Annotated in this window: 17 protein-coding genes; 4 read left to right on the top strand and 13 right to left on the bottom strand. The window is 39.1% G+C overall.

Going from position 1 to position 16,873, the window contains the following annotated elements:
- Positions 1 to 3 precede the first annotated feature (3 nt).
- From MR041_RS08505 to MR041_RS08460, 10 genes are all read right to left on the bottom strand, one after another.
- Positions 4 to 930 (bottom strand): ABC transporter ATP-binding protein, encoded by a 927-nt coding sequence (locus MR041_RS08505; protein ID WP_242093186.1) that lies wholly within the window; start codon positions 928 to 930, stop codon positions 4 to 6.
- Between the two features lie 291 nt (positions 931 to 1,221).
- Positions 1,222 to 2,337: a molecular chaperone DnaJ gene (gene dnaJ, locus MR041_RS08500; protein ID WP_242093185.1), complete on the bottom strand. Its 1,116-nt coding sequence runs from the start codon at positions 2,335 to 2,337 to the stop codon at positions 1,222 to 1,224.
- A 9-nt stretch (positions 2,338 to 2,346) separates the two neighbouring features.
- Positions 2,347 to 2,892, bottom strand: a complete 546-nt coding sequence (locus tag MR041_RS08495; protein WP_242093184.1) for a nucleotide exchange factor GrpE — start codon at positions 2,890 to 2,892, stop codon at positions 2,347 to 2,349.
- A gap of 309 nt (positions 2,893 to 3,201) precedes the next feature.
- Entirely contained in the window at positions 3,202 to 3,957 is a 756-nt protein-coding gene (locus tag MR041_RS08490) for a LytR/AlgR family response regulator transcription factor (protein ID WP_242093183.1), read from the bottom strand.
- A 178-nt stretch (positions 3,958 to 4,135) separates the two neighbouring features.
- Positions 4,136 to 4,465 (bottom strand): 2TM domain-containing protein, encoded by a 330-nt coding sequence (locus MR041_RS08485; protein WP_242093182.1) that lies wholly within the window; start codon positions 4,463 to 4,465, stop codon positions 4,136 to 4,138.
- A gap of 10 nt (positions 4,466 to 4,475) precedes the next feature.
- Entirely contained in the window at positions 4,476 to 5,813 is a 1,338-nt protein-coding gene (locus MR041_RS08480; RefSeq protein WP_242093181.1) for a histidine kinase, read from the bottom strand.
- Between the two features lie 20 nt (positions 5,814 to 5,833).
- Positions 5,834 to 6,454, bottom strand: a complete 621-nt coding sequence (locus MR041_RS08475; RefSeq protein WP_242093180.1) for a hypothetical protein — start codon at positions 6,452 to 6,454, stop codon at positions 5,834 to 5,836.
- A gap of 256 nt (positions 6,455 to 6,710) precedes the next feature.
- Positions 6,711 to 7,439, bottom strand: coding sequence for an energy transducer TonB (locus tag MR041_RS08470; protein WP_242093179.1), 729 nt, complete (start codon positions 7,437 to 7,439; stop codon positions 6,711 to 6,713).
- Between the two features lie 146 nt (positions 7,440 to 7,585).
- On the bottom strand, positions 7,586 to 8,068 hold the full coding sequence (locus tag MR041_RS08465) for an Hsp20/alpha crystallin family protein (RefSeq protein WP_242093178.1): 483 nt from the start codon (positions 8,066 to 8,068) through the stop codon (positions 7,586 to 7,588).
- Between the two features lie 209 nt (positions 8,069 to 8,277).
- Entirely contained in the window at positions 8,278 to 10,431 is a 2,154-nt protein-coding gene (locus tag MR041_RS08460; protein WP_242093177.1) for a TonB-dependent receptor, read from the bottom strand.
- 718 nt (positions 10,432 to 11,149) lie between these two features.
- On the opposite strand from MR041_RS08460, the gene MR041_RS08455 reads away from it, so the two are divergent.
- The 3 genes from MR041_RS08455 to MR041_RS08445 are packed head-to-tail and all read left to right on the top strand — an operon-like array spanning position 11,150 to position 13,770.
- Entirely contained in the window at positions 11,150 to 12,580 is a 1,431-nt protein-coding gene (locus MR041_RS08455) for an amidohydrolase (RefSeq protein WP_242093176.1), read from the top strand.
- A 55-nt stretch (positions 12,581 to 12,635) separates the two neighbouring features.
- Entirely contained in the window at positions 12,636 to 13,130 is a 495-nt protein-coding gene (locus MR041_RS08450; RefSeq protein ID WP_242093175.1) for an RNA polymerase sigma factor, read from the top strand.
- Between the two features lie 4 nt (positions 13,131 to 13,134).
- Positions 13,135 to 13,770: a hypothetical protein gene (locus MR041_RS08445; protein WP_242093174.1), complete on the top strand. Its 636-nt coding sequence runs from the start codon at positions 13,135 to 13,137 to the stop codon at positions 13,768 to 13,770.
- Between the two features lie 84 nt (positions 13,771 to 13,854).
- Here the strand turns inward: MR041_RS08445 and MR041_RS08440 are convergent, their stop codons facing one another.
- From MR041_RS08440 to MR041_RS08430, 3 genes are all read right to left on the bottom strand, one after another.
- Complete coding sequence (locus MR041_RS08440) at positions 13,855 to 14,430, bottom strand: pseudouridine synthase (protein ID WP_242093173.1); 576 nt, start codon at positions 14,428 to 14,430, stop codon at positions 13,855 to 13,857.
- Positions 14,431 to 14,445: 15 nt separating this feature from the next.
- Entirely contained in the window at positions 14,446 to 15,243 is a 798-nt protein-coding gene (locus MR041_RS08435; protein WP_242093172.1) for a lysophospholipid acyltransferase family protein, read from the bottom strand.
- A gap of 183 nt (positions 15,244 to 15,426) precedes the next feature.
- On the bottom strand, positions 15,427 to 15,873 hold the full coding sequence (locus tag MR041_RS08430) for an NUDIX hydrolase (protein WP_339328752.1): 447 nt from the start codon (positions 15,871 to 15,873) through the stop codon (positions 15,427 to 15,429).
- On the opposite strand from MR041_RS08430, the gene MR041_RS08425 reads away from it, so the two are divergent.
- Positions 15,866 to 16,780, top strand: a complete 915-nt coding sequence (locus tag MR041_RS08425; RefSeq protein ID WP_339328751.1) for a peptidylprolyl isomerase — start codon at positions 15,866 to 15,868, stop codon at positions 16,778 to 16,780. The genes MR041_RS08430 and MR041_RS08425 overlap by 8 nt on opposite strands.
- Positions 16,781 to 16,873: the final 93 nt, after the last annotated feature.

Below are 16,873 nucleotides of genomic sequence, written 5' to 3'. Positions count from 1 at the left end.
ATTTTAGTTGTTCATAACCGTTTGAATGAAAATATCATTGACACTGGGAATGAGTTCCACGAAATGGGACACCTCTCCGTGATTCGACAAATAGTGAAATAAGGTGTTTGGGGTATCACCATTTTGAATCTTAATGTTCAGTTTTAATTCATCATTCAAAGTTTTAAAGTTTGCCGGTGAGACTTCAAACCTTTCGGATAAAAGTCCGTGAAGCTTTTCTTTGTTCTCCGTCTCAATGCCAACTTCAAAGGTGTTTATCTTGTATTGTCGTTTTATGTCGAGCAACCTGCCTTCCAAAATCTTATTGGACTTGTTGATCAAGGCAATATCGTCACACAATTCCTCAACGGATTCCATCCTGTGCGTCGAAAAAATAACCGTTGCACCAATATCTCGAATACGCAATATTTCATCCTTGATCAAATTGGCATTAATGGGATCAAATCCCGAAAAGGGTTCATCAAAGATGAGTAGTTTGGGCTGATGGAGTACGGTAACAACAAATTGCACTTTCTGAGCCATACCCTTAGATAATTCCTGGATCTTTTTGTTCCACCAATCCCCTATTTCCAAACGTTCAAACCAGTATTTTAATCGCGCTTTCGCCTCCGATTTACCCAATCCTTTTAATTGGGCCAAATACATGGCCTGCTCCCCCACCTTCATCGATTTATATAAACCGCGTTCTTCCGGTAAATACCCTATGTCCTTAATATGGTCTTTACATAATTCTTCCCCATCCAATCGCACTGTGCCAGAATCCGGCATGGTAATTTGATTAATAATCCTGATCAGTGTGGTCTTACCTGCTCCATTTGGACCCAATAATCCAAAGATACTGCCCCTTGGGACGGTAATTGACACATTATTTAAAGCTTTGAAGGTTCCAAAATTTTTGGATACGGACTGTACTTCCAATAGGTTGCTCATGAATTCGATTAATGCATTTAGCGTGTGTAAATATATTAAATGTTATAAAGGTAATGTCATGCCTTGGCAAGAAATGGCCGAAAAAGAAGGTTTTATTAAAAAACAAAACCCACCCTTAACGAATTAAGGATGGGAAAAAAATTGCTATGAAAAAGAAAAATTACCACTAATATGAATTAGTGATAGGTCAAATATAGGTTTTTTTTCAATACTACAGGCAAAAGTATTCAATAACTTATCCCAAAAAATAATCCGCACTATGGCGGATTATTCAGTTTTCAAGGCGTTTTCTTAGGAAAACATATCTTTCACCTTTTCAAAAAAGGACTTGTCCGTACTTTCTGGCTTCGGACTAAAATGTTCATCGTCGCGCATGGTTTCGAAAAACTCACGTTGCTGCTTGTTAAGCGTTTTTGGAGTCCACACATTGACGTGAACCAGTAAATCGCCTTTTCCATAACCATTTATACTGGGAATGCCCTTTCCGCGCAGACGTAAAATCTTTCCGGATTGCACACCCGGTTCTATTTTTATGCGCACCTTACCTGTTACCGTGTCTATTTCTTTAGAGGCCCCCAGAACTGCTTCCGGGTAACTCACATACAGATCGTAATGCAAATTATCGCCTTCCCGCTGCAATTTTTCATGTTCAACTTCTTGAATCGCAACCAATAAATCGCCCGCAATACCATTGCCAGGAGCATCATTTCCTTTACCGGATACCTTGAGTTGCATACCGTCCACAACACCTGCAGGGATTTTTATAGCTACGGTTTCTTCCATTATCTTGAGTCCTTGCGCATCCGCATCCGAAGGTTTCTTATCAATGATTTCGCCTGCTCCACCACAAACATTACAAGGCGCAGAGGTTTGCATTCTTCCTAAAATGGTATTGGCTATTCTGGTAACTTGTCCCGTACCATGACAGGTGCTACAGGTTTTATATGTGGTTCCGGGAGCTTGTACTTTTCGCTTGACCCTAACTTTTTTCTCAACACCATTTGCAATTTCCTCAAGGGTCAATTTCACTCTGATGCGTAGGTTACTTCCTTTAACACGACGTTGACCGCCACCACCAAAACCGGAGAAACCGCCGCCGCCAAATGCACTTCCAAAAATATCACCGAATTGACTGAATATGTCTTCCATATTCATGCCGCCGCCGCCGAAGCCGCCGCCATTTTCAAAGGCCTGATGACCAAACTGATCATAGCGTGCCTTTTTATCCGGATTACTCAGTACCTCATAAGCCTCGGCTGCCTCTTTGAACTTGGCCTCCGCCTCCTTATCATCAGGATTTTTATCCGGATGATACTGAATGGCCTTCTTCCGATAGGCCTTTTTTATCTCGGCATCACTGGCACCTTTACTCACTCCTAAAACTTCGTAATAATCTCTCTTCGCCATGTCCTTGGTTTATTGTCCTATAACGACTTTTGGAAAGCGTATCACCTTATCGCCCAATTTATACCCCTTCTCTATAACGTCAATAATTTTACCCTTTAAATCCTCCGAAGGTGCCGGGATCTGTGTGATGGCCTCATGATTATCCGCATTGAACTCATCGCCCTTCTGCACCTTAATTAAGGACAGTCCCTTCTGCTCTAATACGCCTTTTAACTTGTTACCGATTAATTCTACACCCTTTAAAAGTTCTTTCTCCTTGGTTTTCGATATTTCCAAATACGCCCTGTCAAAATCATCCAACACAGGCAATAAGGCCGACATCACATCCTGACCTGCTGTTTTAAATAAATCGATACGCTCCTTTGCCGTACGCTTTTTATAATTTTCAAACTCGGCAAACAAACGCAAAAACTTATCCTTTTCCTGTTGCAATTGGTCCTTAAGCTTTTCTTCTGCCGTCTTCTGGTCTGCTTCCTGCTCTTCAACCTCTACGGATTCGGTTTGCACCTCTTCGACCTGCGCCGATTCTGTATGTTCTTTGTCCTTTTTACTCATGCCAAAATTAATTTATGCAATTATTAAACTGATTGGCAAAAGTACTGCCATTATTGTAAAAATGTCATAATGTCACGAAAAAAATTTTTGTTGTTTTATCAGTATGCTGTTCCATATCTAACATTTAGATATGAAACCGCTCTAATCGGTAGCCTTTTAAATTAAAATTTGTGTTGAACGTCAGCTGAAATTGGGATTTTTCCCGAAATAGGGATAAAACCCAACATTTCAGGAAAAATGGGACGCAGAACACCCCTAAGTTGGTCTTCATAAAGATGAAACCTATGATTTAAATGACCTGATGAAGCACTACTCCAGCCAGGCCTTAAAGTCTTTAACCTTTTCGCGCGCGACGATAACCAAATCCTCACTGTACGCGTTCAACTTTATTTGAAGTCGAGAATTGGAATAGCTTATCATATCTTTTATGGCATTTATATTCACGATAAACTTTCGGCTCACACGAAAAAACAATGCCGGTTCCAATTCATTTTCTAAATGTTCTAAAGTGGTGTCTAATAAATAGTTTCGACCATCTGTGGTGCAAAGATAGGTGCCTTTGTTCTGACTGTAAAAACACTCAATGTCATCTATATTAATAAGCTTTAAGTGCTGCCCTACTTTTACGGAAAACCGCTTTTTATAAGCCCTGTCCAAAGGATTGATCAACAGGTTTTTTATATCGTTAAAATCCAAGGTAACGGGCTGATTCGGATACACTCTGTCCTTATATTTGCTTACCGCTATGGCCAGTTCCTCCTCGTCTATTGGCTTTAACAAATAGTCTATGCTGTTTAATTTAAAGGCCTTAAGCGCATATTCATCGTAGGCCGTCGTAAAAATAATAGAGGATTTTATTTCGACCTGCTCAAAAATTTCGAAGGATAGTCCATCACTTAATTGAATATCTAAAAAAATGAGATCAGGATGTTCGTGCTGCTCAAACCAGGCTACAGCTTCCTCTACGGAATGCAACATGATGTCGGTATGGACATTTAAGTTTTTTAAGATCCGCTGCAAACGTCTTGCAGACGGCTTTTCATCTTCTATTATGATTACGTTCATTCCTGAAACTATATTTATGATGTTAACATTGTCTATCCCTGTGAGAAAGGTGTATTTATAAACGGTTTAAACAAAATACCATGTTCCTCTGCTAGTTTACCAAAGGTTTGAAGGCCGGCATATCAGTATCCACAGTACCATGGCAAATTCAATACAGCCGCCACTACTATTTATAATTCTACTCCCATCGCCTTTTATCCTTGTCCAAATAATCCTTTATTTTGCGTTCCTCCCATGATTTACTAAAAATGATGTTTTTCCCAAATACGCCAAGGGCGTGAAATCCCAGGCCGATGCCCCAGAATATGGCTGTTGAAAATGTTCCGAAACTCCAGAAATTCTCATTCTTACTGCCTATAAAAGCAATTAAAAAAATATTTATCACCACATACCAGAAGGCATGCCAATAAAATCCCTTTAACGACTTCATGCGTTTTTCTGCGCGCAAATACGCATCTTCCCGATGGTAATCGCGATCTTTTGTGAGCTGTTGTCTGTTTTCTTCCATTGTAGTGATATTAACGCCATTTATTTTCTTCTTCCCTCATAAATTGCTCGATCTTCCGTTTTTCCCAATCTCTTCCATAGGCTCCATTATTGATGAATAAACGAAACGCCTGAATTCCAATGCCGATAGCCCAGCCGAAGATCGGAAACCAAAACCATTTAAAATCCCAGGATGTCTGGTAATTAATGAAAATTAAAAAAGGAATAACCAAACAATAGGATATGATATTGTAATACAAATGTTTAAGTTCTTCCACATAGTTACGAGCCCTTACATAGGTGTCGTCTAAATTTGTGTGTGATGATGTTCTCATGATTGATACTTGTTTTGTTAATATAGGTAAGGCAACTGCAAACCTATCTGTTTCTTTATAAATATTTACTTTTCTGTCTGTAAGTAGGTTATAACGCTGTTTAATATTCGTCAGTCCAACACCGCTACTCTTTTTTAAGATTTGTTTGGGTTGTAAATTGTTTTCGACTATTAATGCGCCTTTATCCTCATAGATTTTTATATGTAAGGGGCTACTTGAATTTACTGTATTATGTTTAACAGCATTTTCCAATAACAACTGCAAGGACAACGGAACGACTTTACTTTCCGGATTTGATGCCTGTTCCGGCATGCTAAAAACGATACTATCTTCAAATCGCATTTTTAATAAAGACATGTAGGTTTTTGCAAACTGGAGTTCCTCATCTACGGTAACCAATTCCTTATCCCGCTGCTCCAGAACGTAACGGTATACTTTTGAAAGCGAAGTCGTAAATTTTTGAGCCATTTCCGGATTCTCATCTATGAGGCTCGTTAAAACATTCAAACTGTTAAACAAAAAGTGGGGATCCAACTGATTTTTTAATGCATCGAACTTAGCACTGGCCGTACCGGCAATTACTTTTTGTTCCTTTATCCTGTTCTGTTGGTATTTGTTATAAAAATAAATGAGATGAAAAATAGCAACAATACTAAGGGTAATCCAAAAGCCAAAAGTATAGCTCCGCCATGTTTCATTGGCAATAAAAGCCGTAAGACTCTGACCGTTAAAAATTACAGAAGTAAGTGCCCTTAAAAAAAACAGGCCCATTAAAGTCAAGAGTGTAGACCCGATAACACCTGCAAGGATGCGCTTTACCAGACTGTTGGGTTTCCAATGTAAACCATTCAGATAATCAAAAAAATACATATTGGAATAGCCTAATACAAACGAATAGAGTTGGTAAAATGTAAAATCGATCAGAAATTCATTCGTACTCTCAAAATGGAAACCCCCGGAAAAGATATGCCCGACAACAAACACGGCACAACCAATAATGAAAACTAAAATGATATTTTTAAAAGATCTTGACATGTTCCTTTATTAAATAAAAATTATTGACTACAGGATTCGAACAACGACGCAGTGCGCTCTTCACCCCAATTTGGATGAAACGGTGTTTCCGGTTTAAAGTTAGCAAAAAGTTCCAAGGCTTTTTCCAAATCTTTGCAATATGGGCTGGTATCCTGACCGAAATATTGGGCACTTCGCATGTCCCATTCTGCCTTACAATACTTTACCCTGGGATTTTCCGGTGCAATTTGTTCGGCTTTCATGTAAATTTCTCTAATCTTCGGGGATAACGTTCTGCCGTATGTTGCGCCATCGAAGGCCAGCCAGGCTGTGTGCAGCAAGGCCTGAAGGACCATTAGTTCAGGATTATCCTCAGATAGTGTCGCCGCCTTGTCAATTAAGCCCTGTGCCTTATTGAGTTGGGCGGTGAGCTTTTCTACATCCTTTAAATTAAAGCTTTTAATAATGTTAATTTGGGCCGCATAATAGGACGGCAGCCAATTGTCGGGCTCTGCCTGTGCGATACGTTCGAATAGGTTTGATGCTTCAATCGGATTGTCCTGCCACAACTGAAAGGCCGTTTGCATCCCCTTTTCATAATTCGATTGCGCTTGCAATGATCCGCAGATCAAAACTAAGGTGAGATAGATGATTTGTTTCATGTTTATAAGATTTAATACTGAACTATTTCAGTTTGCTTTACGAAACAAATATCCCCTGAAAGTGCTGCATTATAAAAAAGCCTTTACCGAACTGTAGTTTTTTTATTCTCAATTGTAATAAATGGACACTTTGTTGTAAAGGCAATAGGCCAGATACCCGGTTGGTGCTGGTTCAAGGATTAATGCACGTGCAAAAAAAACGCCTATCAAATGAATTTTATTCATTTATATAGGCGCCATTACAAGTTAAAATCGGTTAACCTTCGTGGAATTTAAAGAAGATGGGAACCGCATACGTAACTTTTACGGGCTTACCGCGTTGTTTACCCGGAACCATTTTAGGCAATAACCCAATAATGCGTTCGGCTTCTTTTTCCAGAATCCGATCTGGTCCACGTGATCTGATACCTGTGACGTAACCTTTAGAATCTATTGCAAATATAACCGATACACGTCCTTGAAGACCCAAATCCAATGCAGTTTCAGGATATACGAAATGGTGAACCACATGCTCCTGCATCTTCAATTGGAAACAGGCTTTCGATTCGGTTTTACTCAATCCTTCACAACCTGGAAAAACAGGGACCTCCTCTATAACAGCAAAGGGAACCTCAACGTCTTCCTCAACTTCATCAACCTCTACCTCGCTAATTTCCACAACCCGTTCCTCAATAGCTTCTTCTTGATTCGTCTCGGTGCTTTCTATTACAGTCTCCTCTATTTCATCAACATCCTCTACTATTTGGATGGATTCCTGAACTGCCACAGGAGGCGGTGGCGGTGGGGGTGTATTAATATTTATAACAGGAATTTCTTCTTCCATTTCCTCTACAACATCAACCACACCGATATCAATAATCGATTGCTCGTAGGTCTTATACTCCAATGCTTGCCAGGTCAGGAAAAGCATAAGGTTTAACCCTACAGCAAAATAAAGGCTGCTATTTCGGCCTATTTCTAACTCGGGGTTCTTTTTTGCTCGCATGACTTTTAAAATTTATTAACTTAAATGTATTAAAAAGACGATTTATTTACTATGATATATATCATGAAGCATGACCTATCCACTTCACCCCAGGCCATAAAAAAAGCCTGTTGATAAACAGGCTTTACAAAACAGGTTATTTCGTTCTAGGAAATCTTAATGGATCGGGAAGGTTTTTGTTTTGCTTCTTCTTTTTTAGGAAGATGAACGCTTAAAATACCTTCGTTGTAATGTGCGTTTATTTTGCTGTCATTAACGGTTTCAGGTAAGGTAAAGGTTCTCTTAAATGAAGCATATCCAAATTCTCTTCGCGTATAATCAGCATCCTTGTTGTCGTTGTCTTGCTTTATTTCTGCAGAAATAGATAACAGATTGTTGTCTAAATTGATATCGAAATCTGATTTCTTTAAACCAGGCACTGCCATTTCTACGATAAAAGCATCTGAGACTTCCTTAATATTTACTTTGGGCATTGAAATACCGGTGTTGAAATTTGAAGAAAACATCGATGGGAATTCACCCAATGTAAAATCGTCGAACCAAGTTGATAATCCGGGGAAATTCGGCAACCTATTTTTATGTCTGCGTGCTAAATTTCCATTTTTTGGTAATGTCACTAGATTGCTCATAATTATTATTTTTTTTAGTTAAACATTTGTTATACAGCCATATGGGAACAAATAAAATACCAAAATCAAATAATGTAAATATTGACATGTTTATTAGGGTTACTTTAACAGATTGCTGAAATTTTGACATTCAGAACCCGTGTTAAGGTGTCAAAATTTCTTAAATCTGGGTTGAGCACATGCAGGAGATCGTTAATTTGGACCTGCGCTTACAGATTATCCAGTTGGTTACTTTTGTTATCTGTGCTCAAGGTCCAGAAGAATCCGATAAAAAAGAATTGATCTGCTGCAGGTAGTAAGGCACGTCGGTTAAAAGTCCCGTTCGTATCCGGTGAATTGGCATATTGATAGCCATTCACATTTCTAAATCCTAAGACGTTGTTCACGGAGGCATAAAGGATTTTCTGCTGACTGATTAAATAGGCCCAGTTAATGCTTAAACTATTGTAAGGCTTTGTTCTGTCGTTTAAAAATCCGGATCTATTCGGATTGGTATAAGGTCGTCCTGATGAGAACGTATAGCTCATTCCGAGCTGACTTCTCCAATCCTCTATCCAGTATTTCCCGACCAGGGACAGGTTGTGTTTATTGGCATAACCTGGCTGCGTCCTTTGCGGGTAATTGCTATCATTGCGCTGGGTATCTAAATAGGAATAACTGATCCAATAGTCTACATTTTGTAAACTTCGATTATCACGCCAAAACAAATCAATACCCCTGGCGTAGGCATTCCCCAGGCTGCTGTATTGACTATCGAAACCGGGAAAATCAGTATCATACTTCACTAAATTATCGTAGGTCTTATAAAAGGCCTCGGCCCTAAATATTTTTCCATCAGCATTGAACTGATAATTTAAAATATAATGCTTCGCGTCCTGCGGTTGAAGATCCTGGTGATATTTCAAAACCTGGCTTGACGGCATTTGATAAAAGTCGCCGTAGGCCAGGGACAACTGACTTTTTTTTGAAGTCTTATAGGCTACCGACAATCTCGGTGCCAAATTAAAATCATGCAACAATTCACTGTACTCTGTTCTCAGGCCTATCTTGTAAGCCAATTTTTTGGATATGAATATATCCATTTCACTAAACACGGCTGCAATATTATTTCTGTATCCATAGCGAGCGCGGTCGATCTCCTCATTACTGAATGTTTCAGTGAACTGAGAATTAAAATACTCTATACCAGAATGCAGTATCAATCGCTTACTAAACCGCTTTTTTAGATTCAACTTTCCATGAAATGAATTTTCAATGCCGTCAATGTGGTTATCATCAAGGATCAGGCTGTTAGTATCGCGCGTGTACCCCAATCCCCCCTGAATAGACCAGGCGTGCTTTAAAACCCCGCAATACGACGTATTTACATAGCCGTTATTGTTTTTAAGCTTAAAATATGCCCCTTGAGGGTTGTTTATATCCTCCTGTGTTAACTCGAATCCGGTGTTGCTATATGCACTATATAATTTAAACAGCCCATTGTTGGTTTTTTTTCTAAAAACCAACTCACCTGAAAGTGCTTCAAAGGGATCGATAAAATTATTCCGGTTTGGGAAAATGGCATTATAGGGTGCAAGATTAATATAAGACATGTTCATACTTAGAGAACCACTATCCCACTTTTGGGTGTTACCCAAGGTCGCACCAAGACTCATAATACCAATATCTGTTTTATTTTGATCGGGTTCATCTATGGTATTTAACAGCAGGACACCAGACAGCGCTTGTCCGTATTCTGCTGAATAGCCCCCGGTGGAAAAGGTAATCCCATCGAATAAAAACGGTGAATACCGACCTCTTGTTGGTGCATTGTTCGTGGTAGGTGTATAAGGTGTAAAGACGCGAATACCATCGATAAAAATTTGGGTTTCATTTGCATTTCCGCCACGTACGAACAAGCGACCGTCTTCTGCTACTGTGGAGGTTCCCGGTAAGGTTTGCAAGGCACCCACAAAATCACCCAAGGCACTTGCTGTGGTTACCACATCAAGAGGCTTTAATGCATTTATCTTACTGTTATCTCCTGCCTTAAAAGTACCGGCCGACAAGACCACAGCGTCTAAAGCATTAATATCCTCTTTAAGACTAATTTGTAAATGATTCATATTATGAACGTCTTCAGTCATCTTGTAGGTCTCAAAAGAGAGATATGACAGGATTAAAGTTAGGGTGCCCTGCTCCGAAGTTAAAAACGAGAAATGACCGTCTTCATCACTAGTGGTGCCATCATATGTGCCCTGCAAATAAATATTAGCCCCTTCAATCGGATTTCCTTTGGCTGTGGTCACCATGCCTTCTATTTTGGTCTGGGCCACGAACAACATGGGAATTAAGACAAATATAATGGTTAATATGCGTTTCATTTCCTGTTTCAATTTTTGATTAACATGTAAAAAGTGGTACAAAAATGACGCGCAACTTTTTTGATTAAAAGTTAAATGAACCGAATTGTAATTTTTTGATGATGAAATGACGACCTTCAACAACGAAGTCTATTCGAGATCATGCTCATTAAAACCATTTTCCATCGGCTATACCATGACAATGCATTGGGCTCTTTATAATTCGTTATGAAAATTTGTAGCAAGCGGTGGACCGGTCTCATCACTTCACATGAAGACCCAATTAAACTTATGCCATCATTTTTTTTGTCGAGATATCAGGAAAAATAGAATTGTAAAGTTTATATAGGTAACATGCTTTCTTAATTGTTCGAACCTATTATTAACTTAAATACTGATGGACACATCTGATAATTTTGCGGCATTCGTTTGTTACATCACGATTTAAGTTTTGCGAGTATCAACTAGCGCTTACTGTATTAAAAACCCACTATAAACAAAATCTATAATCAAATATTTAATTACTGATTATTAGCTATTTAAATGATCTTTTATCAACTTATAATTTAATAAATTTTTAGAATAAGGTAATTGAAGAAAAACAGGGACCCAATGGATGAAAATGAAACTTAAATTGTAAAAATGACTATCACTAACCTCACAAGAGGGACATCTTTAATTTCATTTTCAAGGAAAATCTATTTTCTTAAATTTACATTCCATTATACCAAAATTCATTATGAAGACAATTTATCTGCTGCTGATAGGACTCCTATTGAACACGATCTCATCTGCACAATCAAGTAGCACAAAAGTCTTGAAGGATCTGGATGAAAATGCTGAGGTCTATAGTGCCATTGCCAATACCATTTGGGAATATGCGGAACTCGGATACCAAGAAGAGAAAAGCAGCACATTATTACAAAATACCCTACAAAATGAAGGCTTTAATTTAAAGGTGGGTGTCGCCGATATCCCTACGGCATTCATTGCTGAATATGGCTCCGGCGAACCCGTCATTGCCTTTTTAGGAGAATACGATGCGTTGCCCGGATTATCCCAGCAAGCGATAGCGCAAAAAAAATCGGCCGGTAAAAATGCAGGACATGCCTGCGGACACCATCTTCTGGGTACGGCTTCGGTAGCAGCGGCAATAAGTGTGAAGAATTGGTTACAGGCCAACAACATTGTCGGTACCATTCGCTATTATGGATGTCCTGCCGAAGAGGGTGGCTCCGGAAAAGTTTACATGTCCAGGGCAGGACTTTTTAATGATGTCGATGCCGTACTGGACTGGCATCCGTCCAATAAGAACAGTGCGAATCCGAAAGTGAGACTGGCTAACACATCAGCAAAATTCAGGTTTTATGGTGTTTCCGCCCACGCCTCTGCAGCTCCTGATAAAGGGCGCTCGGCCATAGATGCTGTTGAGGCCATGAACTATATGGTGAACCTGATGAGAGAACACATTCCCCAGGAATCACGCATTCATTATGTGATAACCGACGGCGGTAAGGCGCCCAACGTGGTACCTGATTTCGCCGAAGTCTATTATTACGTAAGACATCCAAACAGGGAAACGGTGATCGACATTTTTAATCGGGTTGTGCAAGCTTCCAAAGGGGCGGCACTTGGAACGGGAACCACAACGGATTTTGAATTAATTGGTGGTACTCATGAGATGCTGCATAACTTCACCCTTCAGGAATTACTCTATAAAAACCTGGTTAAGATCGGAGGTTATCATTATAACGAGGAAGAGCAAGCCTTCGCTAATAAAATCTCCAGGAGCTTAAATAAAGACATGCCAAACACGACATACACACGTGGTGTACTACCTTACAGCACCACCTTAAATCCGAAAGGTGCGGGATCCTCAGATGTTGGAGATGTCAGCTTTAATGCACCAACAGGGACATTCGTTGCTGCTACCTGGGTGCCAGATACCCCGGCACATAGTTGGCAAGCTGTTGCTGCCGGTGGAACGACCATTGGAATTAAAGGAATGATGGTTGCGGCCAAAACATTAACGGCAACAGCAATCGACCTGTTTTCTGACCGTCGTATCATTGAAACTGCTCAGGCAGAATTCCAAAATGTCCGAGGTGAAAATTACAGTTACAAGCCCTTACTGGGTGATAGAGCACCTGCTTTAGATTATAGAAATTAATTTATTGTAACATTTTGATCATCTGAGCTACTTACAGAAGAACCAACCCATTACATTGAACAAAGAACTCGAACATAGTTTTGTAGAATTACTGGAAAAGAATCAGAACATCATACACAAAGTATGTCGTCTATACACGAATAGTTATGATGCGCACAATGATTTGTTTCAGGAGATTACCATTCAACTTTGGAGGGCCTATCCCAAGTTTAGAGGCGATTCAAAATTCAGTACATGGATGTATCGCGTTGGCCTGAATACGGCAATTACCCTTTACAGGAAATCCAAACGTAACATTACAACGCAGGATTTCGACGGGGTTGAATTTAAGATCAAGGCTGAAGATTATGACGACACGGAAGAACAACAATTGAAACTGCTGTATAAAGCCATTCATAAATTGAATGATATTGAGAAGGCCCTTGTATTTCTGTACTTAGAGGACAAGGACTATAAAGAAATAAGTGAAACATTAGGTATAAGTCAAGTCAATGCAAGAGTGAAGATGAACCGAGTGAAAACAAAACTTAAAACCCTGTTAAATCCTTAAACATATGGATGAATTAGATTTATTAAAAAAGGATTGGAACAAAAAACAACCAGATGGTAAAACCCTGTCGAGTAAGGATATTTACCCCATGCTGCATAAGAAGTCGTCTTCGATTGTAAAGATATTATTTTATATCAGTGTTGCAGAACTCGTATTTTGGATTCTAATAAACTCCATACCCTTTGTATACTCTAAAAGCTACAAGGACAAATTGGAACACATTTATCAGAATGACAATCTCTTTATTGGTCTCACCATTTTTAGCTATGCCGTTATTATCTTGTTTATATATCTGCTGTACAAATCTCAAAAAACCATATCGGTTACAGATAGTGCCAAAAAGCTGATGGAGAGTATTCTGAGAACTCGAAAGATTGTAAAATATTATGTGCTCTATAATCTGGTTATGGCCGGGGTTTCTTTAATTATAGGTTTTTATTATTCCTTTACACATGATCCGGAAGCAGTAAGTATGTTGGAGAACTTAAGTAATAATAGATTGCTGTTATTAGTTCTGGTCCTAATTTTTATTACCTCCGCGTTTATTGTTATCATCTGGCTGTTTTATAAGCTCATATATGGACTGTTATTAAGGCGTTTAAATAAGAATTATAAGGAACTAAAGAAACTAGAAGCCTAAAAATAGGGGGCTGAATTAATCGTTTATGTGTTTACAATAACAAGTGCCAACAGGTATCGACAGGTAACCAGCTAAATATCTTCTTTACAATGCAAAGCGGTCCACCTCAATGACATCGCCCACCTGCATATTATTTAATTGCATCGCACCAACCTTTACCCTTACCAGTCGTAAAGTGGGGCACCCAACGGCAGAGGTCATTTTTCGCACCTGCCTGAATTTTCCTTCTCGCAGCCTGATGGAGAGCCAGGTGGTTGGACCATGTCGTGCATCCCTAATTTTCTTTGAACGCTCAGGTAAGGCTGGATCCTGTTCCAACTTCAACACCTTACATGGTCGGGTTACATATTTCTTCCCATTAAATCCTATTTCAACACCACGGCTTAAATGGGTAATGGCCTTATTAGAGACTTTTCCATCAACCAAGGCAAAATATTCCTTTTCTACTTTTCGACTATTAATGTAGTCGCTCAATTTACCATCCGTAGTCAATAACAACAAGCCCTCTGACTTTTCATCCAAACGCCCTATAGCCATAATACCATCTGGAAAATCGTACAATTCTCCCAATAACTTTTTCCTTTTCTGTTGTTTGGAATTGGTTTCAAACTGACTTAAATAGCCATAAGGTTTATAGATAATATAATGCCTGTGATCCATCCATCAGTTAGTTTCCTACCACTCTCTGAGTTTATGGAGTGCTTCCTGTTCTTCGAGTTCTGTTTGTGAAATGACCTTAAGGAAAGAAGGATGCTGTTCAATAGCAAATTCTATCTTTTTTACAATATCTTCAGTTGATTCATTGTCGTAATCAATTTCCAATGGTGCTTTAATTTCCATAGACTGTAAGATATTCTTCTTTTTAATACGCAGTCCCTTTTTATCAAAAGACCGTCTAAAACCATCAATAACTATAGGTACAACGACAGGCTTATAGCGCTTAATGATGTGCGCCGTCCCTTTTCTAATCGGTTTAAAAGGCGTTGTGGTACCCTGTGGAAAGGTAATCACCCATCCGTCGTCCAAGGCCTTACCGATATTAGAAATATCGCTCATCCTAACCTGACGATTCACTTCTTTACCATCGGCCCGCCACGTGCGCTCAATGCTCACAGAGCCCACATAGGCCAGAATTTTAGGCAACAACCCCGCTTTCATGGTTTCCTTGGCCGCCACATAATAAATGTTAAGCTTGGGACTCCAGAGGTATCCTATATTTTTTATAGAATCCACACGTCCACTTAAGCTTGCATTGAACACGTGAAACATAGCCACAACATCTGCAAAATAAGTCTGATGATTCGATATGAAGAGAACATTCTTATCCGGTAATGTTGTTATGACTTCAGAACCATCAATTTGTAATTCATTAAACCCACGGAAGCGTCTGTGCGTCAATAACCCGAGAATACGAATGATCCACTTTTTTATAAAGAGTATGTGTCCGAATGGATTTTTCTTAAATAACCCCATAAATCCTTCGTCAATGTTTTAGTTAGCAGTTACAAAAGTACATGAATTTTTTCCATTTGAAAATTGGTAAAAAAATAGAGACCAACGACATGGCTAAACATTTGATTACTATGCCAAAACCGATATGTCTGCCATAGATACGAAACCGAAGTTCCCATAGCAGGCATAAACGGATTCCAGAACTTAAAACACTTGTTTAAGAAGGTCTTTAATCTCACTTAGCATCATGGCCGTTGCACCCCAAACGATATGATTGTTTAGCTGAAACGCCGGCACCTCAATCTCAACGTTGTAAGAGGTGGCTACCCTTTTTGAAATTAGAACGGCATCATTTAAGAGGTGCCTTAAAGGAACTTCAATAATAGATTCGACTTCATCTTCCTGCTTGATGAAAACAGGAGTGTGTTTGGTAATTCCAATAAATGGGGATACATGGAAATTACTCGGTGGAATGTAGACCTGGGTTAATTCACAAATAATTTCTACATCTCGTTCTGGCACGCCAATTTCCTCGAAGGTTTCTCTTAGTGCAGCGTCCTGAAGCGTTTGGTCCTGTATTTCAAGTTTCCCTCCGGGAAATCCTACCTGAGCAGAATGTACCCCATTATAGGTCTTTCGTAAAATGACCACAAAATTAGTTTGGCCATTACGATCAGGAAAAAACAGTGCTAATACTCCGGCCAGTCTGGCATTGGACACCTTTCCTCTCTGGTTTCTGAGAAGCTCCCTACGTAGTGGAGGTACCATTTTAAAGTGGGATGCTTCGGCCGGTAGCTCGATATTTTTTATTTTTGAAATCGATCTGATAAAAACATCAAAATTCATTTACATGCGTATTGCCCTTCTATTTAGTTGTCTCATACTATTTCTGAATTGTGAAGATAGAAAATCTAAAAAAAATGACATGCCTGAACAGGAAACAGTTTCTAAAAAGGCAGAAAAGTCCCTAAAGAAAACCGTAAAGAAATCACCTGAGCGCACCTTTCCGGAGTTAACCGAGAAAAATGCCATGGAATTTTTTCTGCACTACGAAAAGGAGAACAAGGAGAATAAAGTTCGAATGACAACTGATTTTGGTGTTATTGATATTCTTCTTTTTAATGAAACGAAATTCCATCGTGCGAATTTTATTTTTTTAACGAAGCAAAACTATTTTAAGGATACGCAATTTTACAGGGTGATTGATAATTTTATGATTCAGGCAGGAAATAGCGATGATAGAAAAACGGCGAGAAAACGAAGAAAAATTGGAAAATATTTGCTTCCAAAAGATACGAAACGGGGCTTTACACATGAACGGGGTGTCATTTCTATGCCCAGTAGTGAAATTGATAATCCGCATAAACTGGCTTCTCCGTACGAATTTTTTATTGTACAACAACGCGGTGGTGCTCACTTTTTAGATGGGGATTACACCATATTTGGTAAGGTTATTAATGGTATGGATGTTGTGGATAAAATAGCCGCAGTTGAAACAGACGAAGCCGATTGGCCACTTAAAAACATCTTTATTCGAAATGTGGAGATCATTGAATAAATGACCTTGACCGGGAGTATTACTTAAACATCGAATTGGGTTGACAAAGTTACAAGGAACCTACAATTATTACAGGTAAGACGAAACCATTTT

The sequence above is a fragment of the Aestuariivivens sediminicola genome, assembly GCF_022662015.1.
GTDB lineage: Bacteria > Bacteroidota > Bacteroidia > Flavobacteriales > Flavobacteriaceae > Aestuariivivens > Aestuariivivens sediminicola.
This window is presented reverse-complemented; position numbering and strand designations above follow the sequence as displayed.

What these genes read in the sequence shown, in the direction of transcription:
- dnaJ (WP_242093185.1), bottom strand. Translation starts at nt 2,337, where the DNA reads ATGGCGAAGAGAGATTATTACGAAGTTTTAGGAGTGAGTAAAGGTGCC.
- MR041_RS08455 (WP_242093176.1), top strand. Translation starts at nt 11,150, where the DNA reads ATGAAGACAATTTATCTGCTGCTGATAGGACTCCTATTGAACACGATC.
- MR041_RS08505 (WP_242093186.1), bottom strand. Translation starts at nt 930, where the DNA reads ATGAGCAACCTATTGGAAGTACAGTCCGTATCCAAAAATTTTGGAACC.
- MR041_RS08440 (WP_242093173.1), bottom strand. Translation starts at nt 14,430, where the DNA reads ATGGATCACAGGCATTATATTATCTATAAACCTTATGGCTATTTAAGT.
- MR041_RS08425 (WP_339328751.1), top strand. Translation starts at nt 15,866, where the DNA reads ATGACCACAAAATTAGTTTGGCCATTACGATCAGGAAAAAACAGTGCT.
- MR041_RS08480 (WP_242093181.1), bottom strand. Translation starts at nt 5,813, where the DNA reads ATGTCAAGATCTTTTAAAAATATCATTTTAGTTTTCATTATTGGTTGT.
- MR041_RS08490 (WP_242093183.1), bottom strand. Translation starts at nt 3,957, where the DNA reads ATGAACGTAATCATAATAGAAGATGAAAAGCCGTCTGCAAGACGTTTG.
- MR041_RS08460 (WP_242093177.1), bottom strand. Translation starts at nt 10,431, where the DNA reads ATGAAACGCATATTAACCATTATATTTGTCTTAATTCCCATGTTGTTC.
- MR041_RS08495 (WP_242093184.1), bottom strand. Translation starts at nt 2,892, where the DNA reads ATGAGTAAAAAGGACAAAGAACATACAGAATCGGCGCAGGTCGAAGAG.
- MR041_RS08470 (WP_242093179.1), bottom strand. Translation starts at nt 7,439, where the DNA reads ATGCGAGCAAAAAAGAACCCCGAGTTAGAAATAGGCCGAAATAGCAGC.
- MR041_RS08445 (WP_242093174.1), top strand. Translation starts at nt 13,135, where the DNA reads ATGGATGAATTAGATTTATTAAAAAAGGATTGGAACAAAAAACAACCA.
- MR041_RS08485 (WP_242093182.1), bottom strand. Translation starts at nt 4,465, where the DNA reads ATGGAAGAAAACAGACAACAGCTCACAAAAGATCGCGATTACCATCGG.
- MR041_RS08465 (WP_242093178.1), bottom strand. Translation starts at nt 8,068, where the DNA reads ATGAGCAATCTAGTGACATTACCAAAAAATGGAAATTTAGCACGCAGA.
- MR041_RS08435 (WP_242093172.1), bottom strand. Translation starts at nt 15,243, where the DNA reads ATGGGGTTATTTAAGAAAAATCCATTCGGACACATACTCTTTATAAAA.
- MR041_RS08475 (WP_242093180.1), bottom strand. Translation starts at nt 6,454, where the DNA reads ATGAAACAAATCATCTATCTCACCTTAGTTTTGATCTGCGGATCATTG.